A 25839-nucleotide genomic window follows, 5' to 3' on the forward strand; every position below is an offset into this window, starting at 1 on the left:
AAATTCTTTTATGAGTAATTAGTGTTTATATTAGTTTTTAATGTTATCAATTATAAATCTCTTTTAATCTTTTTACTTGATTTGAATCTATTGTGACAACAGCTTTCTCTTTCAATAAATTAATTGTTTGTGACGTTTTATAATCAATATATTCATTTAAATAATATTTTTGAAGATCTTCTAAACTCATTTTATCATTTTTAATGATTTTTTTAATATTAATTATCAATCTTCTATTTTTACTATCAACGACATATAATCCTCTGTTTAATTTTATATTTGCAGGCAAATTAAGAGATTCTCGAGTCTTTTTACCTTCTTCAATTATTAATTCTTCACGATTATCTTCAAATTGATTTTTTATAAAGTTTACTGACTTTTTATTTTTTAACCAGTTAAGGACTTTAGTTTCTATATCTGAATTGAGACAATAATAAAAAGTACCTTCAATTCTTTCCTTCCAGGTCAATCGAGCAGCTTCATCATGTAAAAATTTTTTTTGACCGATTTTATCATTTTGAGCTTCGTAAGCAATTAAATTAAGCGCATATTTAATAAGAAGTTGATTTTTTAAATTTTCATAATCCTCTTTAGTTGTGTTCAATTCGAAAAAGTGTGCCGTATAAAACTCTAAAATATACTCTTTTTCCCAATTATTTAAATAATCATATATCAAATGATTTCTTTCAGAATAATTTTCAGAATTTAAATATTTTTTAAGGTATACCAGTATATCATTGAAGGTAAGTGTATAGGAATCACCAATAGTAATAATTGTCTCATTATTTGGAATAGTAAAATCATTAAATTGATTGTAAGATTGAGGTAAAGAAGAAATAAAATTACTTAGATGGATAAAATATTCTTTATAGTAAGATTGGTTTTTTAATCTTAAAACTAATAAATCGTTTAATCGGTTGATTTCTTCAGATTTTTTTAATCGGTTATAAATTTTTTTTCTAGCGATCGAATATGAATCATAATTATCATTAAAATAATATTCACAAATAACATAACCATCTTTTAATTTAATGGGTTGAGAATAATCGGGGATATTATTAGGTTCGGATTTAATTTGATTAACCACATATGTGTATACTTCTTCATTCGAAAGGATATTATTTTTATTTAAAACATTATAATTTTTAAAAACTTTATCTTTAATTTTAGAAAAGCTTTCTCCTTGTTTAAGTTCTTTATAAACTTTATCGATCTTAATTTTACCTAATCGAGAAGTATCCGGAATATATATTTGACCTAAAGATACTTCACCTAAGTATTTTCTTTCATTGGAAACCAAAATAAGATATATATTATCATTTTCATCTACATACGTAGTTAACTGATTTAGCGCTGCATTATATATTGCATCCAATACATTTTTATTTAATGCGAATATATTTAAATAAGAAGGTTTTTTAAAATCCGTAAGTATAGAATACTTTGATATGGCTTTTTCAAAGCGTAAGGGATCGTTATCGATGCTATCAATAATTGACTTTAAAAATTTGTTTTTATAGGTTTCGTTTTTATTGGTTAAATATTCATTTTTAAAAACTAACAATTGAAATTTTTTTTCAACAACGATTTTTTTATAATAATCTTGCAGCATCGGTTCGAGTAAATCAGAAGGATAGAATAAGCTGTCTTTTAATTGGTTTGCTCCTTTTGCTAATTCTGTCTTAAAACCTATCGAATTTTCTAAATTTTTTGTAAGTGCATATTGTTTAAGAAGATTAAAGTCTATATAATTATCTATAGTCTTATCCGTTCCCAGTAGTTCTAAACTTTTTCGGTAATTATTTTCAAAATTATCGGTATCAATTTTTTCATTATTTATGGTCATTAAAACCGATTGAGAAAATACAATACAGGTAAAAAAATATAAACAAACACTTATGGATTTTTTCACTTTTACTTATTTTATATGACACAAAAATATATAAAGAATTAGGACTCTGAAAATATTTTTAAGTATTTAGACAATGAAATAATTTGATTATAATTATTTTAGTATTTTATACTAACAAAGGTATAAGTTAAAAGGTAAGATTTTCAAGATATTCATATACAATATGTGTTGGTAATCCCATAATAGTAAAAAATGAACCTTTTATTTTACCTATTTTAGCCAATCCAATCCAGTCTTGAATTCCATAAGAACCTGATTTATCATAAGGTTTGAAATGAGATATATAAAATTCAATTTCTTTTTCATTCATAGGTAAAAAATGAACTTCTGTACAATCCGTAAAAACCTTAAAATCGTTTTTGGTTGAAAATCCTACAGAAGTATATACTTTATGTGAATTTCCTGATAATTCAAACAACATTTTTTTTGCTTGTTCGAAATTTTCAGGTTTTTCCAATGCATGATCTTTCATCCAAACAATGGTATCCGCTGTGATCACAACCGTGTGATCATCTACTTCTCCATAATGTTTCGATTTCTGCTCTGCTAAATATTCGGTAATTTGATTTTCTCTTAATAAAGGAGAATAACTTTCATCTATATTTAAATGTAAGGTCTCAAATTTGTAATTTAAACTTTTTAAAAGTTCTTGTCTTCGTGGAGATTGAGAAGCTAAAATAATTTTAAATGTATTCATATAGTTGTAATTCGATAATCAATAAGTTAAAAAATAAAAGACTATCTTATGAATAGATAGTCTTTTATTTTAAAATTATGTTTTATATCCATTATATATTTATTTAAATAGATTAATAATTCATACTATCTATTTAAACAGAACTATATAATTAAACAATATTATAAATCGATTGCTTCTCCATATGCTGCCTCTGTTGCACCTTTAAATGCTTCTGAAATAGTAGGATGTGGATGCACAGTAGTTAAAATTTCATGTGAAGTAGCTTCTAATCTTCTGACAGCTACAGCTTCCGCAATCATATCAGTAACTCCGTTACCAACCATATGACAACCTAATAACTCACCGTATTTGGCATCATAAATAACTTTTATAAAACCATCAGTATCACCGTTAGCAGTTGCTTTACCTGATGCTACAAAAGGAAATTTACCCACTTTAATATCATAACCTGCTTCTTTGGCTTTTTTCTCTGTCATTCCCACAGAAGCGATTTCAGGAGAACAATAAGTACATCCCGGAATATTTCCATAATCAATAGGTTCAACATTCATACCTTTAATTTTTTCAACACAAAGAATTCCTTCTGCTGAAGCTACATGGGCTAAAGCAGGGCCGGGAATAACATCACCAATGGCATAATAGCCTGGAATGTTAGTATTATAAAAACTGTCAACAAGGATTCTTCCTTTATCAGTAGATATTCCTACCTCTTCTAATCCTATATTTTCAATATTTGCAGTAATACCAACTGCAGATAAAATAATATCAGCTTCTAAAGTTATTTCCCCGTTCGCTGTTTTAACAAAAGCTTTAACTCCGTCTCCCTGAGTTTCAACTCTTTCAACTGAAGAATTAACCATAACTTCTATACCATGTTTTTTAATAGATTTTTCAACATGTTTGGAAACTTCTTCATCTTCAACAGGGACAATATTAGGTAAAAATTCAACAACGGTTACTTTAGCTCCCATGGTTGCATAGAAATATGCAAATTCAATACCTATAGCTCCCGAACCAACTACAATCATAGATTTAGGCATAGTTGGAAGAGTAAGGGCTTCTCTATAACCGATTATTTTTTTACCATCTTGAGGTAAATTAGGTAATACTCTTGATCTTGCACCGGTAGCAATAATAATGTGAGATGCTGAATATTCTGTTACTTTACCCTCTTTATCAGTAACCTCTATTTTTTTTCCGGGCTTAACTTTGGCATTTCCGTTAATTACATCAATTTTATTTTTTTTCATAAGGAAGCCAACCCCTTTATTCATTTTATCGGCTACCCCCCTACTACGTTTAATAACATTAGAAAAATCAAAAGATGATTCGGTTTTATTCAATCCAAATTCTTCAGCAAGATTTATTTCTTCATATACGTGAGCACTTTTAATAAGAGCTTTAGTTGGTATACATCCCCAGTTTAAACAAATTCCTCCTAGATTTTCTCGCTCTACTACAGCTGTTTTAAAACCTAATTGAGCGGCTCTAATAGCAGCAACATATCCACCGGGCCCGCTACCTATAACTATAATATCATAATTCATGGTACAGATTATTTTGTTGACAAAAATACTATTTTTTTTCCAAAAAGAAGATTTATATATATAAACCAAAAAAATGCATAATATTTGATTATAATTAAAAAAAATTTATAAGTTTACTTTTTTATCAGTATTTAATATAAAAACATAAATATACTAATTATGCAAGAGACAAATCAAATTAATAATATTAATAATGATGACTATGAATTATCGAAAGATCAAATTAGAATATGTAATATTAAAAAATTAATAGCCGGAATTTTTGCCATTCTTTTGGGAAGTCTAGGTATTCATAAATTTTATTTAGGATATATTAGACAGGGTATAATTACACTTATTATTTCATTTTTTTGTTGTGGCATAGGAGCTATAATTATGAGCACTATAGGCATGATAGAAGGAATTATTTATATTACTCAATCAGATAAAGAATTTTATAATACTTATGTTAAAAATCGCAAAGGATGGTTTTAATAAATCATAATAACTAACTCTATTTTATTTCTGAGAGCCAATGGTTTTTGCACTAATTGAATCCTTTTTATCCTTTATAATTTCTTTTTTCTTTTTCTTTTTACTAAACAAATCACTGAATTTATTAAAAGATTTTTTGTAAACAATTCCCCCGCCATACGATTGATTATTTGCCCCTGTAGTGGATAATACCGATGTTTCCAACCCAAAAGTGGATGGTTTTGAAAAACCATTGATAATTAGCGATTTATCATTGTTTTTTGATATATCATAATTAATTTTTGCACCATAGGTCCACACGTCGGCAGCACTTTTTTGTTCCAGTGGCATATTAACTGATCCAACTATGGATAACCTTTGATTCACTTTAAATGTAGGGTCTAAAGAGATCCGGTCACTAGTATCATCGACTCTTGAACCGGCATTAAAATTAGCATCTAGAGAAAATACACCACTTATGTTATTTATTGCAGAAGTTAATTGTTTCAATACTACATCATAAGCAGAAGAAGCATAACTGCTGCCTCCCATCTTATCGGATAAAAAGCTTCCAAAAACAACAATTCCGGCTACTTGATTGTATTTTTCCCCTTCATTATTATTTAGTTTAGTATTGAGTTGATCACGAACCGAAGAAGAAGCATCTGCTTGTATATCAAAAGTTAAACTTGGTTTGGATAAATATCCGGTTAATAATGCCGAAACAGTTACATTAGAAGCGGGTACTGTAGATATACCCAAATAATCGCCAATATTACTTACTAATCTGGTATAGGAAGCGCGAATATTTAAATCGGCTTCGGTAGGACCACGATTTTCCCATCGGATAGTACTTCCGGGAATAATAGTAAAATCCTTATTAACAAACATATTATAGTAATATTTACTATCTCCGGTTATTGTGTAAGTACCGTCCATAGAAATCACTCCTGCTTTGGACATATCAAATTTTAGATGTTTTGCATCTCCCCGAACCACTATTTTATCTCCGGTTTCTTGACTAATAATTAGATTAACTACAGATTTATTGTCTGCTGTAACATCTGCACGTATGGATAATCCCATTGGTGGTTTAGTTTCTTTTTCATCTCCTTCTTTATGTTGTTCAGGAATGAATTTGATAAATTGAATGTCGGTAGCATTAGTTGTACTACTGCTGTTTATTGTGAGGCTGCTTCCCTCAAGAGCCATGGCAGTTGCTGAAATATCAATACCTTTATCCGTAGTTCCTGTTATGGAAAAATTACCTGAAGCATAAATAGTTCCATAAAAAAGATCATTTTCTTTCATGGTAGTATTCAACACTAAAAGTTTATCCGAAGTAAAGTCTAGGTTCATTCCCCATTCAGAAAAATTTTTAGTCATTAAAGGTCCGAAAACTACTCCCTTAGTTTTTCTTTGAGTATCCATCAACTCAATATTATCAAATAAAAATATTCCGTCAGATATTTGTAAGTCTTGATCTTTAGTAAGTTGATAATCAACCCCTAAAAAGTTAACTTTAAATCCAACTTTAGACATTGTAAGGGAACCTTGATATTTAGGCGAAGTTATATCTCCTGAAATTTGAACATTTCCTGTGGCAGTTCCTCTGAAATTTGAGAAGATACTTTGTAAAAAAGTCCCTATAGGAGCAATGTTCATTTGATTGGCTTGTAAATCTATATTCAATTGAGAAGGCTTACCATTTTGATTGGCTATATATCCGTCAGCTAAAAAACGATCTTGTCCGGAATCTTCTAATTTACTTTGTAGTAAATATCGGTTGGTTTTAGCATCGTAGATTGCTCTCATGGCCAAATTCCCTAAATTTTGACCATTAAATTTCAATTGATCGATATAAAGATCTACAAGCGGTTTAAGTTCGCTTGAATTTTTAAGTACTTTGGCAGATCCATTGGCAACACCCTCAAAAGACATATCTTTAAGTAAGCTGTGAGGTAATATTTTTTCTAATTTAACATCTTTTAAATTCAGATCAAAAGTATATTCATTTTTGGTGGTATATTCTCCAGACAATAAAATTTCAGAATTTTCAGATGTTAATTCAATTTTTTGTAAAACTAATTTGTTAGTTAATAAATTATATTTCGCTATGGCTTCATCCGATTTAAAATTAGGATTCAGTTTCCATTTTGCTTGTGCCAAATTAATATTAGAAGGTTTAAATCCAATAATAATATCATTATTTTTTTGAGTTTGATATAAATTTAAATCAAAATTAGTTTGTTTTTCTTTATATTTTCCATGATAAAAATTCGTGGAAACAAAAAGGGAATCATTTTTATTATATCCGGAAAAATTGATTTTTTCAATATTCGTATTGTCTATATTTAGAGAAGATAAAGATCCCATAAATTGTCGTAAGGTATCTTCTGTATTTAAAAATATATTCGGATTGGTTAGTTTGATATTTTTATAATATATATATTCTGAAATCATTTGTGCCTGTAACTTATTTCCATTGCCAACATACCTTCCTGTAATAGTCGTTCCCGGAGATAAGTTAACATCCATCATTAATAAATCAAATAAATCCTTTTGTATATCCAGAATAAATGAAAACTCTTGATTGTCAAATCGTTTAATAGTTTTAAAATTAGCTACCAGGTTCCCAATTCCTTTCTGTAACATATCAGGAATATCTTCTAATTTGTATTTACCATAAATATTGGCCGTAATCATGTTCGGAGAAAAAATATCTAAATTTCGATTTCCTTCCTCAAAACTTGTTTTAATTTGAATATCATTATAATTGGTAGTTTTACCATTATCTTCAATAGAAATTGAATTAACGTTGATTTGTCCAATCAAATCATCAATGGAGCTGAATTCAATATCTGCTTTGACTATTCCTTTAAATGATTTATTTTTATCGGCTAGAGAAGTAAAATAGCCTAAATTTAATGATTTAATATCTGCATCAAAGTTGGTTTTAATATATTTTTGAGCAAAATTTATTGTACCATTAAAGTCAAAATTAGCGTATTTGTCATCGGAAATAATTTTACCTTCAAAAATTTTATCTCTTAAATTACCCACAGCTGAAATATCATTAATCGCTTTACCATTAATAACTAAACTATTCAGTTTTGCATCAAATTTAGTATCCATATGGTCCAGATTAAATCCGCTGCCGTCAAATTGCATTTTAGCGGATATGGGACCTAGTGTTGTTGTTTTAATAAAAGAAGCTAAATTTAATTGGTATGTTTCTAATTTTCCTTTATATCTAGGTTTTTGGGAAGCATAATCTTTTAATTGAGCATCCGCTGTTACTGTACCTAAAGAGCTAATCATTTTACCATTTATACTAAGGTCTTTTTTATCAATTAAAAATGAACCCATATAATTCATAGTTCCAAATTCTGCTACTATTTTGGGTATTTCCTTAGAAATAAATTTCGGTAACCATGAATTAAGAGAGGCATATGAAGATTGAAGATGCGTTTCTTTGGTTTCTATATTAAAAGATTGGGAAGGATCAGTAGTAACTAAATTTTTCAACACTAAGCTAGGGGAAGAATAAAAAGTACCGTTAACCGATAAGATTGGATTAGTTAATGTTAAATTATTAAGTGTACCATTAACTTTCGAAGAAATGTTAAGTATAGAATTAGTATCCCAGTTTTTTACAAAATATCGTATGTCTTTACCTGATACTTTACTTCCTTTGTTTACTTCCATATTCCATGCTACCTGATCAGAAAAGTTACTCAATCCATTTTCTTTGGTGTGATTAAAAAATAAAGAACCTAATAACAATGAGGTATCTGATTCAAAAAGAAGGTCTTTGAAAGAAAGTTCTGTTTCTGAATAGTGAATATCGGATGAAAATTGGTAAACCGTATAATTTTCCTTATGCCTTTTAGCTTTGAAATTAAATTGCTCAACTAAAACCCTTACATCCGAATTAAAAACATCAACGCTCGAAGCTTTTAAATTTAATTCAGAAGTATCTAACCAGACTTGATCTTCTAATGGTAAATTTTGATTTACAATTGAAAATCGACCATTGATTATGTCTACCCTTCCGTTTAATTTAAAATCTTTTTTTTGAGAAGGTTTATCTGAGTTAAAATTATCTATGAAAATAGAAAAATTATCATGATTTTCATTTTTATAAGTAATTACTTTGATGACAGGATCTTGTAAACGCAATTGATCAATTTTGATATCATCAACATGCTTAATTACTAAATTTTCAATTAAAGATATGATATTTAAATATCCTTTTAATTCTTTTACGGTTAATAAATTATTCTGATGATGATCTTTAATAACTACATTATGTAAAGTAAGATTACCAAAATAATCAACTTCAATTCTTTGAGCAGAAATCGAAGTTTTGAATTCTTGGTTTAAATAAGAAAGTGCCTCTTTTGCTATTTTATCTTTAACAGAAGGTAAATTTATAACAATAATTAAAGATAGAAGTAATAAAAATAAAATGCAAAAAGCATAGAGAATTGCCTTGGATGACTTAAAAAATATTTTTTTAATTAGTAACTTTGTCATAAATGAAAACACCCATTATTTTAGGAATAGAATCGTCATGTGATGATACATCAGCAGCTGTAATACAAGGTAAAAAAATACTATCTAATGTAGTATCTACCCAAAAAATACACCAAAATTATGGCGGTGTAGTTCCGGAATTAGCCTCTCGTGCTCATTTACAAAATATTATCCCCGTTGTACATCAAGCAATTCAATTAGCAAATATAAATAAAAAAGCAATTGATGCGATATCTTTTACCCGTGGCCCGGGTTTATTAGGTTCCCTATTAGTAGGTACCAGTTTTGCAAAATCATTATCTATGTCATTGAACGTTCCTCTTATTGAAGTTAATCACATGCAGGGGCATATATTTGCACATTTTATTGAGGATGAATCTAAAGAAAATATATCATTTCCATTTTTATGTCTTACGGTAAGTGGTGGACATACCCAAATTGTTCAGGTAAATGATTATTTTGATATGGAAGTGTTGGGAGAAACTTTGGATGATGCGGCGGGCGAAGCTTTTGATAAGATAGGTAAAATTTTGGGACTTGAATATCCGGCAGGACCTACAATTGATAAACTTTCTCAAAATGGAGACAAAGATAAATTTAAATTTCCTTTACCAAAATTGGAAGGAATCAAATTTTCCTTTAGTGGCATAAAGACTTCCGTGCTTTATTTCATACAAAAAGAACTACAGAAAAACCCGGACTTTATAAAAGAGAATCTTGAAGATATATGTGCATCCGTCCAAAAAACAATCCTATCTTCATTGTTAGATAAATTAAAGTTGGCTATTGAAATTACGGGAATTAAAAATGTAGCAATTGCCGGTGGTGTTTCGGCGAATTCGGAGTTAAGGAGAGAAATAAAAAAATTAGAATTAGAAAAAAATTGTAAAACTTTTATCCCCAAATTTGAATACACAACAGACAATGCAGCCATGATTGCCGTGGTTGGAAGCATTAAATATGAACATAATAAATTTTCTGATCTTAAAACTATAGCTACCGCTAGATATAAAATGTAAGATTATGATTGGTAATAACTTTTATAAAAAAAGCTTACTATTTATTTTAAGTTTATTAATTTTTAATTCCTGTAAAAAAGAGTCGCTATTGTTTAACGATGATTTTCATACCAATATCAATCATTGGGATACGATATCAACAGATGCACTATATACTAAACTTGAAGAAGGAAATTTATTAATGAAGGCTGATTTGAAAAATGTTTTAAATTATTCTTTACTCTCCCTTCCAATATCCGATCGAAATATTACCTATACTACTTCATTACAAATTAATAATTTTTATGATCCTAATGGCGTTGCGGGTATAATTTTATATGCTGATGATCGGAAATATCCTGAAAATTATCTCCTATTTGGAATTAATGCAGAAAACGAAGTAGTTATATCTTACGAGAGCAAAAGAGAAAGAAGATCACAAATTTATTTTAAACAAAAAACTCAAAAATATAAAAAAAAGGAAAAGAATAGTTTTTCAATCGTAACAGACAAAAGTTCTATTCAATTCCTTTTGAATGGTAAAATATTGACAACCATATCCAAAAATAAAGAATTAGGATCAAATTTTGGTTATATGGTAATCAATTCGAATATATCTGTTTCTTCTCTTCAAATTAAAAGTCATTAGTTAAAGCCAAATTACATGCCATAAAGACTAATTCAAATTAATTAGCTTTATAAGCTTGATAGTATTGTAATGCTTTAGGCATTATTTTATTTATATCTGCAATTCTATTTTGAGGATTCGGGTGCGTGGAAAGAAATTCAGGTGTATCGGTACTTCCTGTAGCGTCAATCATTCTTTGCCAAAATAAAGGGGCTTGTCTGGGATCATATCCTGCCATTGCCATAATATATAAACCCATTTCATCTGCATCAGATTCTTGTTTACGACCATAACGTAAAAGAGTGATGCCACTGGCTACGGGGTAATATTGATTAATTGCCGAACGCAAGGCTTGGTTGTTGGTAACCCCTCCTAATACCTGTCCACCGATTTCTGAAATATATGATTGTGAAATTTTTTCAGCTCCGTGTCCTGCCAGAGCATGGGCAATTTCATGTCCCAAGACAACAGCTAATCCTGTATCGTCTTTACAAATAGGTAAAATTCCTGAATATACAGCCACTTTTCCTCCGGGCATACACCATGCATTAACCGTTTTTGGATCATCAATTAATACAAATTGCCATTGATAACCGTTTAAAGCTGAAGACTTACCAATGGATCTATAATAATCTTCTGCGGCTTTTTTTATTCTGTTACCCACTTCTTCCACTTGCCTTGCTTGAGGAGTTCCTGTAATAATTTTATTGGAAGATAAAACTTCTTGATATTGCTGAAATGAAGATGGCAATAATTGAGAATTGGATACAAAATTTAACGATTTTCTTCCGGTTAAAGGATTAGTTGCACATGCTACTGTTAATAAAGATACTAGCGAAAATAATAAGCATTTTTTTGAATTCATAAACTCTGTAATAATTTTTGAAATATAGTAAATTTATTAATTAATGTTCTTAAATTTGCAATGATTATAATAAAATAAAAGCAAAAAATATGCCTTACTTATTCACATCCGAATCGGTTTCGGAAGGCCATCCAGATAAAGTTGCTGATCAGATTTCAGATTCGATATTAGATAATTTTTTAGCATTTGATCCCGATTCTAAGGTAGCTTGTGAAACTTTAGTTACTACCGGTCAGGTAGTATTAGCCGGAGAAATTAAATCCAACACATATATTGATGTTCAGCATATTACCAGAGATATTATAAAAAAAATAGGCTATACGAAAAGTGAATATAAATTTGAAGCCGAATCTTGCGGTATTTTATCCGCTTTGCATGAACAATCTCAGGATATCAACCGCGGGGTGGATAAACAGAATAAAGAAGAACAGGGTGCAGGTGACCAAGGGATGATGTTCGGCTATGCCACCAATGAAACGGATAATTATATGCCTTTGGCTTTAGATATTTCACATAGCATCTTACGTGTGTTAGCTCGAATAAGAAAAGAAGGTCAAATTATGACCTATCTTCGTCCGGATGCAAAATCACAAGTTACTATTGAATACGACGATAATAATAAGCCGATACGTATTGACACGATAGTTCTTTCTACACAACATGATATGTTCGATGAGGATGAAAAGGTTGTATTGGACAAAATTGCCAAGGACATTATTTCAATTGTTATTCCTGAAGTTAAGGCAGAATCAAAAGATGAAATAAAAGCATTATTTGATGATAATATCACTTACCATATAAATCCAACCGGAAAATTTGAAATCGGAGGACCTCATGGAGACACCGGATTAACCGGAAGAAAAATAATTGTTGATACTTATGGTGGTAAAGGAGCTCATGGCGGTGGCGCATTTTCCGGAAAAGATCCTTCTAAGGTGGATCGTTCTGCTGCCTATGCTACAAGACACATAGCTAAAAATTTAGTAGCGGCAGGGGTTGCTGATGAAGTTTTAGTACAAGTTTCTTATGCTATTGGTATTACCGAACCGTGCGGTGTTTATATTAATACTTTTGGCAGTTCAAAAGTTAACCTGTCCGATGGAGATATAGCATTAAAAGTTGAAAAATTATTTGATCTAAGACCTTATGCTATAGAAAAAAGATTGAAATTAAGAAATCCAATATATACGGAGACAGCAGCCTATGGCCACATGGGAAGAAAGAACGAAATCATTACAAAAAAATTTATAAGAAATCGTGAGAATGGAAAGACAGAAATAAAAGAAATCGAAGTAGAATTATTTACTTGGGAAAAATTAGATTATTTAGATCAAATTAAAGAAGCTTTTAATCTGTAAACTAATATTTATTTTCATGTCAAAAATACTGGCCATCGATTATGGTGAAAAAAGATCCGGATTAGCAGAAACGGATGATATGCAAATTGTTGCCAGTGGGTTGGCCGGAATTATGACTTCCAATTTGATTCCATTTCTTGAAAAATATATGGCTGAAAATTCTGTCGAAAAAATAATTATCGGTTTACCTGTTCGATTAAACGGAGAACTTTCAGATGTTGAAATTTCAATTCAAAAATTAATCAAGAAGATTACTTCTCTTTTTCCAAATATTCCGATTGAAAGAGTAGATGAGAGATTTACTTCAAAAATTGCGTCTCACTTTATTAGTTTGAGTGGAAAAAATAAAAAAAATAGAGAAAATAAACATTTATTGGATGAAGTAAGTGCTACTTTAATTTTACAAACCTATTTAGAGAAAAAATAAAATTATGATTTTACCTATTTATGGCTATGGAGAACCTGTTTTAAGAAAAAAAACAGTAGAAATCGGTAAAGATTATCCCGATTTAGATCAATTAATTGAAAATATGTATGAAACCATGTATAAAGCACATGGAATTGGTTTAGCAGCCCCACAAGTAGGATTGAACATACGTTTATTTGTAATTGATGCTTCTCCATTGGCAGAAGATGAGGATTATGTTGACATAAAAGACGAGTTAGCCCTTTGTAAGAAAGTTTTCATAAATCCGAAAATAACTAAAAGAGATGGTGAACTTTGGAAGTTTAACGAGGGTTGTTTAAGTATTCCTGATATTCGAGAAGATATTAAAAGATTGGAAAATATTACAATTGAATATTTTGATCAAAATTGGAATAAAAAAACTGAAAATTTTGGTGATGTTCGTGCACGTATTATTCAACATGAATACGATCATATTGAAGGAATTCTGTTTACAGACTTATTATCTCCGCTTAAGAAAAAATTACTAAAAGGTAAACTTGCCAATATTAGTAAAGGAAAGGTGGAGACTGAATACCGAATGAAATTTCCTTCTCATTAAATTTTAAAAGAAATTAATTAAAAATATAATTACATTATTGATATGGATCTTACTAAAATCATTGCAATTACAGGGAAATCCGGTTTATTTGAATTATTATCTCAAACTAAAGGAGGTTTCATTGTTAAAGATTTAGTTGCTCAAAAGAAATTGTCTATTAATGCAAATAGTCAAGTAAGTTTACTGCAAAACATTTCAATCTATACTCAAGATTCTGAAGTATCATTAATTTCAGTTTTAGTTTCAATTTCCAAAAAACATCAATTTAAAGAAATTGAATTTGATAAAAATGATACCAATACGTTAAGATCTTTAATGAAAGATGCCCAACCGGATTATGCAGAAGACAGAGTATATAATTCAGATCTTAAAAAGCTTTTTACTTGGTATAATATATTGGTTAAAAATAGTATCATAACTGAAGAAAGCGTAAAAGCTTATGAAGACAACCTAGCTAAAGCTTCGGATGATAGCCAAAAAGAAAATTCAGAAGATTGTAACATTTCACAAAAAACAGCTACAAATGAGATATCAAATGATGATAAAAATGATGATGCCGGTGTAACTAAAAAATCTACGAAAAAAACACCTGCTAAGAAAAAAGCTGAATAGTATAAATAATTTTAAATATTATTAATGAAAAGGTATCAATGTAAAGTTGGTACCTTTTTGTATATTAACTATAAAAAAATCTTTGAGTATCAATATACTCAAAGATTTTTTTTATATATAAATTCCGGATAACTTTTTACATGAACATATCTTTGATCTTTTCAAAAAATGTTTTATCATTTTTTGATGGTTTAGGATGAAAATGTTCATTATCTAACATAGATTCAAAAAATTCTCTCTGCTCTTTAGTTAATTTATTTGGATTAGGTGTCCAAACATTGATATGAATAAATAAATCTCCGTATCCATATCCTTGAACTTGAGGCAATCCTTTATCTTTCAATCGTAGAATTTTCCCTGATTGAGTTCCGGAATCTACTGTAATTTTTACTTTTCCCGTGATCGTAGGAATTTCTTTTTTCGTACCTAAAATAGCTTCGGGTACAGAAATATATAGTTCATAATGAAGATTATCCCCTTCCCTTTTTAAATTTTCATCCTCAATTTCTTCAATCACAACGATTAAATCTCCGGGTATTCCTCCAAATGGAGCATCATTTCCTTTACCTCTAACTTGCAGTTGAACTCCTTCTCTAACACCGGCAGGAATTTTAATGGATACTTCTTCTTCAACTTTAATTAATCCATGATTATTAGCACCCGGCGGTATATGATCCGCAACTTTACCGGTACCTCCACAAGTATTACATACTGATTGAGTTTGCATTTGTCCAAACGGAGTATTCATGATTCTTCTCGTTTGACCGGTCCCGTTACAGGTAGGACAATTTTTTGAGGTAGCTCCCGGAGCTAATTTAAATCTTTTTACTTTAACGGTTTTTTCAACACCGTTAATAATTTCTTTAAGAGTTAATGATAAACGGATACGTAAATTGGAGCCTTGAACTTGTTGAGGTCTTGAAGAAAAGCCGCCAAAACCGCCTCCAAAAGCACTACCGAAAATATCACCAAAATGGGAAAAGATATCTTCCATATTCATTCCCCCTCCAAAGCCACCACCTGCAGCCCCTCCTACTCCGGCATGACCGTATTGATCATACCTTGCTCTTTTTTGAGGATCACTTAAAACTTCATAAGCTTCAGCAGCTTCTTTGAATTTTTCTTCAGCTTCTTTATCACCGGGGTTTTTATCCGGATGATATTTGAGTGCTTTTTTCCTATAGGCCTTTTTTAACTCTACTTCAGTTACACTCTTAGAAACCTCCAATACTTCGTAATAATCTCTTTTAGACATAATTTTTTATATAAACCTCTTTGAGTTCTTAATTTCCAATAACTACTTTTGCGTATCTAATTACTTTTTCATGCAATAAGTACCCTTTTTGAACCACATCTATAATTTTACCTTTTAGACTTTCATCAGGAGACGGGACTTGGGTAATTGCTTCATGATAATCAATGTTAAAATCATCACCGGCCTTTACATCAATAACAGTCAATCCTCTATCTTTCAAGGTATTGAACAACTTATTGTAAATAAGTTTCACTCCTTCTAAAACTGAAAGATCATCCTCCTTTTTTTCAAGTTCGGTAATTGCGCGATCAAAATCATCCAATACCGGAAGTAATGATTCTAAAATATCTTTATCCGAGTATTTAAGAAGATCCTGTCTCTCTTTAATTACACGTTTTTTATAGTTATCAAATTCAGCAAATAAACGGATATATCTGTCTTTTTCTTTTTCAAGTTTTTCTGTTAAGTCAGAATTATTGTTAGGTTCTGACATATTTTCAGTATCCTTTGAATTTTCTTGATTGTTATTTTCTTCAATTAATTCGTTTTCTTCGTTATCACTTTGAATTGACATGGTTAAATTCTTTATTGGTTACTGATATTTATCAATTTTATTGCCATAGTAAAAATGCTGTCAAATCGACCTATATTTAAAAAATTATTTAAATACTTCTTATTAAATTTGCATATAAAGTAAATATATTCAAATGTTGAAAAGTTTTGATATTTTTTCAATCAAATCGGAGGAAGAATTTAATTCACTCGCCATCCAAATTTTTTTGTATCAATATAAAAATAATATACCCTATAGAACTTTTGTTGATTTATTATCTATAGATTGTAATAAAATTCTCAATTATCGGCAAATACCTTTTTTACCGATTGAATTTTTCAAAACCAATACAGTTGTTGATAAATATTTCTCACCGAATTTATATTTTCAAAGTAGCGGTACTACTTCCGAAAACCTATCCAAGCATTATATAGCAAATGAAGATATTTATAAACAAAGTATTTTACATTCATTTTCAATTTTTTTCGGAGACCCTTCCGAATACATATATTTAGGTTTGCTTCCTTCTTATTTGGAGAGAAATAATTCTTCACTTATATATATGGTAAATTATTTAATGGAGCAATCGGGAAAGGTGGAAAATGGTTATTATCTACATAATTTTGATGATTTACATGTTATTATAAATCGACTGGAAAAAGAGAATAAGAAAGTTATTCTTTTTGGTGTTTCCTATGCTTTGTTAGATTTTGCAAATTCTTATCCTCAACAATTGAGAAATACTATAATTATCGAAACAGGAGGAATGAAGGGAAGAAAAAAAGAAATGACAAAAGATGAATTGCTAGCAGAATTAAAAAATTCATTTCAGACCGATAAAATTTATTCGGAATACAGTATGACGGAATTATTGTCTCAAGCTTATTCTTTATCTAATAATGTTTATAAATGTCCTCCCTGGATGAAGATTTTAATTCGAGATGTGGATGATCCTTTTGAATATGTTGAGACAAACAGATCGGGAGGTGTCAACATCATAGACTTGGCAAATATTCATAGTTGTTCATTTATATCGACCCAAGATATTGGTAAAGATGAAGGCAAGAATGGTTTTAAAATTTTAGGAAGAATGGATAATTCCGATATTAGAGGGTGCAGTCTTTTATTATTATAAAATATAAAATTTATTAATTAAGCTTTTTTTAACTAAAATTTGTATTTAATTTTAAACTTTTTTTATAAAAAAATAATAAATTTAATCAAATTATATATAAGTTTTATTTTTCGGAATTGTAAATTGTAATATGTCTTATTACAGAAAATTAATAAAATATATTTTTACAGGAATTATACTTTTATTCTTGTGGTTTATTCTTCATACCATTGCTATTATTATTGATGGAAACCAAGAAGATACCAGGGATGCAGACGTAGGAGTAATTTTTGGAACAAAAAATAAAAAAGACGGTTCTATGCCTATGTCTTTAATTCGAAGACTAAATATAGGTTTAAAATTATATAACGAAGGTCAAGTTCAAAAATTAATTGTTTCCGGAGGTTTAGCTAATAAAAACTTTTGTGAAGCTGATCTCATGCAGGAATATTTATTGGAACACGGAGTGCTTTTATCTGATATTATTTTGGATAATAAAGCCTTAAATACTGAAGAAAATGTAGAAAATTCATTAAAAATAATGAAAGATAATAATTACAGAAAATTAATTATTATATCACAATATTATCATATTTCTCGTATTAAGCTGATGTATTATAAGCTAGGCTTTTATAATTTAGGTTCTGCAAGTTCTCATCACTATAGTAAAAGGCATCATTATATGTCATTAATAAGAGAATTTTTTGCCTATTACTATTATTATTTTTTTAAATAAATTAATTCTTTAACAAGCGCTTTTTATATATTTATGCATACAAATTTTATAGAAAAAGTAATTGATGAGTTATTGGAAAAAAATAATGATTTATCTAAATTTACTATCATTATTCCCGGAAGAAGACCTATCATATTTTTTAAAAGATATCTTATTAAAAAAGGGTATAACGGATTTTTGCCTACTTTCTATACCATTGAAGATTTTATATACAATCATTCCCATTTAGTTAAAATTGAAAATATTCCTCTTTGGTTGGAAGCTTTTCAAATACAGAAAAAATTCGTAAATGCAGAGGAAACTCTTGATGAATTTTTAAAATGGATACCTACTCTTCTTAAAGATTTTAACGATATAGAAATTTTCTCTGATAATCCTCATAGGGTTTTAGAGCATATGGCTTCCATTGAAAGAATAGAAAATTGGGTGAATAAGCTGGATACCACCAGTGAAAAAAAATTATATTATAAAAATGTAAAATTTTGGGAAAACAACATAATTTTATATCATAAATTAAAGGATTCTTTGGAAACTAAAGGATTGGGCACGTATGGAATGATTCTAAACCATGTGTTAAGCCAATTAACAGGTATTCATATTCCTGAGAATGAAAAGTATGTTTTTGTCGGATTAAATGCCTTAACGCCCAAAGAAGAAAAGCTGATTAAACATTATATATCACATGCCGAAACGTATTTATATTGGGATGCCGATAAATACTATTTAAACAACAGTAATCAAGAAGCCGGAGATTTTTTAAGGAAATATAAAAATTGGAATTATTATGCAACTCGAGATTTCAAATGGGTAACTGATGATTTCAACCAAAAAAAAAATATACATGTAGTGAGTACTTCTCAAGACGTAGCTCAAGCCAAATATATCAGTTCAATCTTATCTACCCTTCCTGAAGAAGAGTTACACAATACCGCATTAGTATTAAGCGATGAATCAATTCTACCGGCAATATTGGAAAGCATACCTAAAAATATATCCCGAGTTAATATAACTATGGGATTTACTCTTAAAAATTCATTTTTAGCATCATTATTTAAGCAAATTTTTAAATTACACATATTTAGAGAAAAAAATACATCCAAAGGATATTACTATAACGATATCTTATCCCTTCTTCAGAATCCATTGCTACATAATACTATATCTGTTATTGAATTTATTTCTGAAATAAAAAGGAATAATCTTATCTATTTAACTGATTCTCTCATATACAAACGTTTAGGTAGTTCTTACTATTATTTTATATTTAAAGAATATGCAAATCCTATCGATTTGATACATAAACTTTATGAATTTTGTACTGAACAATTTTGGAAAACAGATTCTGATCATCAGGTGTTAAAAGAAAATTATTTAAAATTTAAAAATCTTTTCTCCATTTTACATACACAATTATCGCAAGATATTTCCCTTCAAAGTTTTTCTCTTGTTTACACATTTTATCAGCATGTAATCAATAATGAAACTATTGATTTTATTGGCGAACCGGTAGAGGGACTTCAAATTATGGGAGTTTTGGAAACTCGTTTGCTAAGCTTTAAAAATATACTAATGACCGGAGTTAATGAAGGAATTTTGCCGGGTGGAAAAAATGATAATTCTTTTATTCCTTTTGATGTTAAGAAAAATTACGGAATCAATACTTTTCTTGAAAGTGATGCCATCTATGCGTATCATTTTTATAGATTAATACAACACGCACAAAACATTACCTTAGTTTATAATAATTATACTGAAGGTATTAACTCCGGAGAAAAAAGCAGATTTATTAATCAATTAGAATTTGAGTCTAAACATACCATAATAGAATCTGTAGCCACCTATGGAGGAAATTTAAAACAATCGAAGGAACTAATCATTGAAAAATCACCTGCTGTATTGAATTCAATTCAAGATTGGCTAAAAAATCCTATTTCTCCTACTCATTTAACCAATTATCATTACAATCCAATCAATTTCTATTTACAAAAGATTTTAAAGATTAATGAACAACAAGAGATGGAAGAGGAAATTTCTGCTTTAAATTACGGAAATTTGATTCATCATACTTTAGAATCTATTTATTCCCCATGGCAAGGAAATAAACTAACGGAAAAGGATTTACTTGCAGCTTTAAAAAATTATTCTGTTTATTTAAATAAATATATTGAAAAAGAATTAAATCCCGACTTATTTAAAAAAGGGCAAAATTACTTACAAAAACTGCTAGCGGAAAAAACCATTGAAAAAATATTGTTAAGAGATTTAACCGACCTAAAAAACGGTAATATCATTTTCTTAAAAGAAATTGAAAAAGAACTTAGTTCCACTATTAATTTACCTGAAATAGGCACCTTATTTTTGAAAGGATTTGTAGACCGCTGGGATAGTTTTAATGGCCAGGACCGAATTATAGATTATAAAACAACATCTATAGATACTCTTATGTTTAAGTCAGATAGATTTGATCAAATTCAAGAAGATAAAAATTTTAAATTTTATATTCAGCTTGTTTTCTATGCTTATATGATTTTACATGAAAAACTTTCAGAATCGGTAAAGGTGGGAATTTGGAGTTTTAAAAAACCTTTTCGAGGATTGGAGATTTTAAAAATTGATTCTTCTGAAAGTCTAAACGAATCTCAAGCTACTATTTTATTTGAGGAAGTTTCCCGATTGATCTTAGAAATTGCTGATCCGGATATTCCATTTGTAGAAAAATCTTCTTTTATTAAATAATAACAAAAAAATAATTTTTAATTCAATTTAATCATTTAATTTTGAAGTTTAACTTTCTTACCATGAACGAAGATTTAAAAGATATAAAAAATATTTTTCCTATACTAAATCAGTTAGTAAATGGCAAACCTTTAGTCTATCTTGATAATGCTGCAACTACTCAAAAGCCGATTTCCGTAATAGAGGCAGAAGAAAAATATTATAAAACTATAAACTCTAATGTTCATAGAGGAATTCATACCCTTAGTCAATTGGCTACCGTGGAAATGGAAGAATCCCGAAAGTCTGTGCAACAATTTTTAAATGCAAAAAAGGATTACGAAATTATTTTTACTAAAGGAACGACCGACAGTATCAACTTAGTAGCAACAGGAATAGAACCCTTACTTAACGAAGGCGATGAAATTATTATATCCAATTTAGAACATCATTCGAATATCGTTCCTTGGCAATTATTAGCCGAACGAAAAAATCTAAAAATTAAAGTTATTCCTGTGGATGACAACGGAGATTTGATGATGGATGAATATGATCGACTCCTTTCGGAAAAAACTAAAATAGTAGCTGTAAATCATATTTCCAATGCATTGGGAGTAGTCAATCCAATTGAAGAAATAATTTCTAAAGCCCATAAAATGGGTTCATATGTGCTTATAGACGGAGCACAAGCCGTATCCCACCGAAAGGTTGACGTACAAAATTTAGATGCCGATTTTTATGTATTCTCTTCACATAAGCTTTATGGTCCTACCGGTGTGGGTATTTTATACGGTAAAGAAAATATATTAGAATCCATGAAACCCTACCAGGGAGGTGGAGAAATGATTAAAGAAGTTACTTTTGAAAAGACGACCTATGCAGATTTGCCTTTTAAATTTGAAGCAGGTACTCCGAATATTTCCGGTAATATTGTCTTAAAAAATGCAATAGATTTTGTGCAAACTATAGGTTTTAAAAATATTAGTAAACATGAAGACGAAATTATGAAGTATGCTAAAAATAAACTTTCGCAACTAGATAATATAATCATCTATGCTCAAAATGCAAAACATACTTCCGGAGCACTTTCTTTTAATTTAGATATCGAAAATATTCATTCGTCAGATGTCGGATTTATTTTAGATAAACAAGGGATAGCAGTAAGGACCGGACATCATTGCGCTCAACCCATTATGCAACGCTTGGGAATAAAAGGTACAGTACGAGCATCATTTGCCATCTATACAACTAAGGAAGATATTGATCAATTAATTGATGGGATGTGTTTAGCTCAAAAAATGCTTAGATAAAACTAAATTATGATTAATTAAACAGTTATTTCAATCGTCTAATAAGTATGACAATTTTTAATTAGAAAAGTCTGGCCGGCGATTATATAGTATTATTATATTCCTATTCATTTCCATATAAACACGAATAAAGAATGAGGAAAATAATCGGTAGGTAATAGTAATATTTTTTTAATATTACCAACTACCACTGGCACCGCCTCCACCAAAGCTTCCTCCGCCGCCAAAACCTCCAAAACCACCACCTCGGGAACTACTGCCCCCACTTCCGCCAAATATACTTCCGCCGATAAATCCACCTAAACCACCCCAAAAATCATCATCATTATTCCTTCTCTTACCGTTTCGGTCATAATATGTGTTGTTTCTATTGTTTTTATGCATTAATATATACAACAGTATAATGAAAAATATAAATACGGCAACTATGATCCCTGAAGTAGTATCATCAGTATCCTCTGGGTTATCTGCTTTAAATTTCCCTTGAAGAACCTTTATGATTTGATCCGTACCGGAGTTTATAGCACCATAATAATCATTTTGCTGAAGATAAGGAATCATATATTGATGAATAATAGTACTGGAAGTATAGTCAGTCATGGCATCTTCCACTCCTCGCCCATTCTGTATAGCTAATTTATGATCATCGGAAGCTATTAATAATAAAATACCATTATTTTTATATTTTTGTCCGATTTGCCATTTTTCACCCCATTTGGCTCCCACATAATTGATATCGTCACCATTTAATGTTTTAACAATACAAACAATTATTTCCGTGGAGGTTGAATCGCTATAAGATATTAGCTTATTATTTAATTTATTTTGTTGCTCTTCCGTAAGAATATTAGCATAATCATTAACGGGATAAATTATCTTTGGTTTTTCCGGGATTTTAAATTCCGTTTGGCTGTAAATAAAGTTATTTAAAAATAATAAGCCAAAAAGGACTAAAATAATTTTAACGGGATATTTCATTGGGTAATTCATTTTCTATATTTTTTCCATCTCTTGGAAAAAATTTTTTCAATTTAGTTCCGGTTTTTAAAATTGCGTTGATTAAACCTTCTTTATAATTATCTTTTTTAAATGAAAATGTAATTTCCTTTAAAAGTCCATCCCAAAAATTTTGATGCACATATTTATGAATGTTGACATCTCCAATTACAGCAATTTTTTTCTTATTTTCGGATACATAAAATAAGACACCATTTCTATCTTTTGTTTTTTCCATACCCAATTTGGTAAAAAGGGATTGCGCCGTGGCTAACGCATCCCCCGTTAGGTTTTGGTCTATATGTACCCTAATTTCCCCTGTAGACATCGCTTCGGCTTGTCTAATGGCTTCAATAATATCTTCTTCGTCCCGGGGTGAAAATAACATTCTAAAAGTAGTTTTTTTAAATTATTTACCGTTTAACAATTGATCAACATTTGGGGCTTTTTCAGCACCTGCATCTGCTTTAAATGTTCCTTTTTCTTTAAAATTTCTAAAATTAGCAACAATACTTGCGGGGAACTTTTGTATATAATTGTTATAGGTTGTAACAGATTGGTTGAAGTTATCTCTATCGATTTTAATTCTATTTTCTGTTCCTTCCAATTGATTTTGAAGTCCTAAAATATTTTGATTGGCTTTTAAATCAGGGTATTTTTCAATAGTAACTAATAATCTGCCTAAAGCAGAACCTAATCCGGATTGCGCTTTTTGATATTCAGCTAATTTTTCAGGAGATAAATTTGAAGGATCAATCTGTACTGAAGATGCTTTTGCTCTGGCTTCAATTACAGAAGTAAGAGTTTCTTTCTCATAATTAGTTGCTTTATTAACGGTTGCTACTAAACCGGGTACTAAGTCTGATCTTCTTTGATATGAACTTTCTACAGCACTCCATTTTAAATTTACATCGTTATTTAGTTCAATCATATTATTATTAATGCTTACCCCCCACATAAATACTCCGATTACAATTATAGCGATTAATCCTATAATACCACCTCCGATTAAACATCCTTTTTTCATAATTTTTACTTAAATTTATATTTACGATTAATTAATTATATTATCCAATATCAAATATTATTCCTAAAAAGTAAGGGAAGTTTTCAACTACTTCCCTTACAATATGTTGTAATATATTATTTTCTTTATAAAGCAGATTCTGCTTTTTTCATTTCTTCCATTTTATCCTTCATCTGTAAAACTCTATACGCTTCTATTAACGCTTGAATAATACCTTTATCTTTTTGATCATAACTGTATGCTTTCTCCATGTAAGGTAAGGCCTGTTTGAACATTGCTTTTCTTTTTTCGACTAAAGCATCATATTTTTCTTGATCAGCTCTAGAAGATCCTAAAGCTTTCATCTTTTCTACAATTTCTTTATCAGGAGCTAATAATAAAGCTGCCAAATTCAGATATGCTGCCGGATAATCCGGTTTAATAAGTAAAGCCTTATTATAATATTCTTTAGCTAATTCAGCTGTTTTAGGATCTTTGCTGTATAATACTCCTAGATTATAATAAGAAACATAATCATTAGGTTTTTTTACAATAGCTTCTCTTAATTTAGCAATGTATTTATCTGTTTGACCGGTTTGATAGTATAATTCTCCTATTTGAGAATTTAAATTAGTATCATTCGGAAATTTTTTCAATCCTTTTTCAGCTAAAGTCATAGCTTCATTATACCTTTTATCTGCAACTAATAAGGAAATTGCATAATTGTATAAATCTGCTTCAACGGATGGTGATTCCTCTTTTTTAAAGTCTGAAAATCCGGAATTGGGTGCCGATTTGAATAAATTGTATTGTTCTTCGCTTAAACCGACTCTTTTACCGTTTTGTAACGCTGTATACGTGGTTGTCTTACCTGTATAGCCTTCATTTAGTAATTCTAAGTACAGTTCAAGAGCTTTTTTATTATTATTGGCTGCATGATAAGAAATTGCTGCATAATATTTGAAAACTTCATCCGCATTTCCAGCTGCTTGAGTTAAATAAAAGGATTCTAAAAAATCATCAGCCGCTTTCGAAAATTGTTTCGCATTATATTCAGAAGTTGCCCTGCCGGATAATTCTTGTCTTTTTTGTTCTAAAATCGGAATTATTTTTTGAATATAGTTTGTACCCGATTTAGTTTCTTTTAAACCTGTAAAACCTTCGGGTTTAAGTTTTTCTGCTTCTTCTTTAGTAAGAACAAAAGCCTTTTCTTTAGTATTTTTATTTTTTAAAGAATAAATAGGGCCTTTTTCATAAAGAGCTAATTTAGAAAATATTTTAGCAGATTCAAGAGTTTTTCCTTGTTCCAATAAGGAATTTCCTTTTACATATAAATATTTAGCATATACGTCAGGATTGATTCCGGATATATTAGAACTAACCGTTGGTTCTACTTGTTGAATTAATGACTCAGCCTGAGTTTTATTTCCTTTCTCTAATGCATTAAAAGCATCTTTTATTTCTTTCTCTTGGCCAAAAGACCATAAACTAACTAATATAAATAGAGAAACTGATATTTTTTTCATATAATGGTT

General features: G+C 29.6%; 22 protein-coding genes. 11 read left to right on the plus strand and 11 right to left on the minus strand.

Annotated elements, in window-relative coordinates; genetic code table 11:
- Nucleotides 1-46: 46 nt before the first annotated feature.
- The 3 genes from GFV01_RS04545 to lpdA form a co-directional block, all read right to left on the minus strand.
- Nucleotides 47-1912, minus strand: coding sequence for a hypothetical protein (locus GFV01_RS04545; RefSeq protein ID WP_160565157.1), 1866 nt, complete (start codon nucleotides 1910-1912; stop codon nucleotides 47-49).
- A gap of 127 nt (nucleotides 1913-2039) precedes the next feature.
- On the minus strand, nucleotides 2040-2609 hold the full coding sequence (locus tag GFV01_RS04550) for a Maf family nucleotide pyrophosphatase (RefSeq protein ID WP_160565159.1): 570 nt from the start codon (nucleotides 2607-2609) through the stop codon (nucleotides 2040-2042).
- Between the two features lie 161 nt (nucleotides 2610-2770).
- Nucleotides 2771-4159, minus strand: coding sequence for a dihydrolipoyl dehydrogenase (gene lpdA, locus GFV01_RS04555; protein WP_160565162.1), 1389 nt, complete (start codon nucleotides 4157-4159; stop codon nucleotides 2771-2773).
- 159 nt (nucleotides 4160-4318) lie between these two features.
- Here lpdA and GFV01_RS04560 point away from each other — a divergent pair, with 159 nt between their 5' ends.
- Nucleotides 4319-4633, plus strand: a complete 315-nt coding sequence (locus GFV01_RS04560) for a TM2 domain-containing protein (protein WP_160565164.1) — start codon at nucleotides 4319-4321, stop codon at nucleotides 4631-4633.
- Nucleotides 4634-4657: 24 nt separating this feature from the next.
- On the opposite strand, the gene GFV01_RS04565 is transcribed toward GFV01_RS04560, so the two are convergent.
- Nucleotides 4658-9151, minus strand: a complete 4494-nt coding sequence (locus GFV01_RS04565) for a hypothetical protein (protein WP_160565166.1) — start codon at nucleotides 9149-9151, stop codon at nucleotides 4658-4660.
- A 2-nt stretch (nucleotides 9152-9153) separates the two neighbouring features.
- Here GFV01_RS04565 and tsaD point away from each other — a divergent pair, with 2 nt between their 5' ends.
- Together tsaD and GFV01_RS04575 are read left to right on the plus strand one after the other, a co-directional pair.
- Nucleotides 9154-10170 (plus strand): tRNA (adenosine(37)-N6)-threonylcarbamoyltransferase complex transferase subunit TsaD, encoded by a 1017-nt coding sequence (gene tsaD, locus GFV01_RS04570; RefSeq protein ID WP_160565169.1) that lies wholly within the window; start codon nucleotides 9154-9156, stop codon nucleotides 10168-10170.
- A gap of 4 nt (nucleotides 10171-10174) precedes the next feature.
- On the plus strand, nucleotides 10175-10798 hold the full coding sequence (locus GFV01_RS04575; RefSeq protein ID WP_160565171.1) for a hypothetical protein: 624 nt from the start codon (nucleotides 10175-10177) through the stop codon (nucleotides 10796-10798).
- A gap of 37 nt (nucleotides 10799-10835) precedes the next feature.
- Here the strand turns inward: GFV01_RS04575 and GFV01_RS04580 are convergent, their stop codons facing one another.
- Nucleotides 10836-11642, minus strand: a complete 807-nt coding sequence (locus tag GFV01_RS04580) for a M48 family metallopeptidase (RefSeq protein WP_160556622.1) — start codon at nucleotides 11640-11642, stop codon at nucleotides 10836-10838.
- 89 nt (nucleotides 11643-11731) lie between these two features.
- Between GFV01_RS04580 and metK the strand changes: the two genes are divergently transcribed.
- The 4 genes from metK to GFV01_RS04600 are packed head-to-tail and all read left to right on the plus strand — an operon-like array spanning nucleotide 11732 to nucleotide 14619.
- Nucleotides 11732-13000, plus strand: a complete 1269-nt coding sequence (metK, locus tag GFV01_RS04585; protein WP_160565174.1) for a methionine adenosyltransferase — start codon at nucleotides 11732-11734, stop codon at nucleotides 12998-13000.
- 16 nt (nucleotides 13001-13016) lie between these two features.
- Nucleotides 13017-13427 (plus strand): Holliday junction resolvase RuvX, encoded by a 411-nt coding sequence (ruvX, locus tag GFV01_RS04590; protein ID WP_160565176.1) that lies wholly within the window; start codon nucleotides 13017-13019, stop codon nucleotides 13425-13427.
- A 4-nt stretch (nucleotides 13428-13431) separates the two neighbouring features.
- The gene (gene def / locus GFV01_RS04595) at nucleotides 13432-14007 is read left to right on the plus strand and encodes a peptide deformylase (RefSeq protein WP_160542125.1); all 576 of its coding nucleotides are present in this window, start codon (nucleotides 13432-13434) and stop codon (nucleotides 14005-14007) included.
- A 42-nt stretch (nucleotides 14008-14049) separates the two neighbouring features.
- The gene (locus GFV01_RS04600; protein ID WP_160565178.1) at nucleotides 14050-14619 is read left to right on the plus strand and encodes a DUF5606 domain-containing protein; all 570 of its coding nucleotides are present in this window, start codon (nucleotides 14050-14052) and stop codon (nucleotides 14617-14619) included.
- 136 nt (nucleotides 14620-14755) lie between these two features.
- On the opposite strand, the gene dnaJ is transcribed toward GFV01_RS04600, so the two are convergent.
- Nucleotides 14756-15874, minus strand: coding sequence for a molecular chaperone DnaJ (gene dnaJ, locus GFV01_RS04605; RefSeq protein WP_160542127.1), 1119 nt, complete (start codon nucleotides 15872-15874; stop codon nucleotides 14756-14758).
- A 28-nt stretch (nucleotides 15875-15902) separates the two neighbouring features.
- Nucleotides 15903-16448: a nucleotide exchange factor GrpE gene (locus GFV01_RS04610; RefSeq protein WP_105297562.1), complete on the minus strand. Its 546-nt coding sequence runs from the start codon at nucleotides 16446-16448 to the stop codon at nucleotides 15903-15905.
- A gap of 133 nt (nucleotides 16449-16581) precedes the next feature.
- Between GFV01_RS04610 and GFV01_RS04615 the strand changes: the two genes are divergently transcribed.
- The 4 genes from GFV01_RS04615 (at nucleotide 16582) to GFV01_RS04630 (ending at nucleotide 22302) form a co-directional block, all read left to right on the plus strand.
- Nucleotides 16582-17562, plus strand: coding sequence for an acyl transferase (locus tag GFV01_RS04615; protein WP_160565180.1), 981 nt, complete (start codon nucleotides 16582-16584; stop codon nucleotides 17560-17562).
- Between the two features lie 130 nt (nucleotides 17563-17692).
- The gene (locus GFV01_RS04620) at nucleotides 17693-18277 is read left to right on the plus strand and encodes a YdcF family protein (protein WP_160565182.1); all 585 of its coding nucleotides are present in this window, start codon (nucleotides 17693-17695) and stop codon (nucleotides 18275-18277) included.
- Between the two features lie 33 nt (nucleotides 18278-18310).
- Complete coding sequence (locus GFV01_RS04625; protein ID WP_160565184.1) at nucleotides 18311-21013, plus strand: PD-(D/E)XK nuclease family protein; 2703 nt, start codon at nucleotides 18311-18313, stop codon at nucleotides 21011-21013.
- A gap of 62 nt (nucleotides 21014-21075) precedes the next feature.
- The gene (locus GFV01_RS04630; RefSeq protein ID WP_160565186.1) at nucleotides 21076-22302 is read left to right on the plus strand and encodes an aminotransferase class V-fold PLP-dependent enzyme; all 1227 of its coding nucleotides are present in this window, start codon (nucleotides 21076-21078) and stop codon (nucleotides 22300-22302) included.
- Nucleotides 22303-22479: 177 nt separating this feature from the next.
- Here GFV01_RS04630 and GFV01_RS04635 read toward each other — a convergent pair whose 3' ends face one another.
- From GFV01_RS04635 to GFV01_RS04650, 4 genes are all read right to left on the minus strand, one after another.
- Nucleotides 22480-23280, minus strand: coding sequence for a YgcG family protein (locus GFV01_RS04635; RefSeq protein ID WP_160562680.1), 801 nt, complete (start codon nucleotides 23278-23280; stop codon nucleotides 22480-22482).
- On the minus strand, nucleotides 23264-23686 hold the full coding sequence (locus GFV01_RS04640) for a TPM domain-containing protein (RefSeq protein WP_160565188.1): 423 nt from the start codon (nucleotides 23684-23686) through the stop codon (nucleotides 23264-23266). Before GFV01_RS04640 ends, GFV01_RS04635 begins: the two co-directional genes overlap by 17 nt.
- Before the next feature lie 21 nt (nucleotides 23687-23707).
- Entirely contained in the window at nucleotides 23708-24325 is a 618-nt protein-coding gene (locus GFV01_RS04645) for a LemA family protein (protein ID WP_160556611.1), read from the minus strand.
- Between the two features lie 125 nt (nucleotides 24326-24450).
- Nucleotides 24451-25830, minus strand: coding sequence for a tetratricopeptide repeat protein (locus GFV01_RS04650; RefSeq protein ID WP_160565190.1), 1380 nt, complete (start codon nucleotides 25828-25830; stop codon nucleotides 24451-24453).
- Between the last annotated feature and the right edge of the window lie 9 nt (nucleotides 25831-25839).

The sequence above is a fragment of the Apibacter sp. B2912 genome (assembly GCF_009827835.1).
Classification (GTDB): Bacteria; Bacteroidota; Bacteroidia; order Flavobacteriales; family Weeksellaceae; genus Apibacter.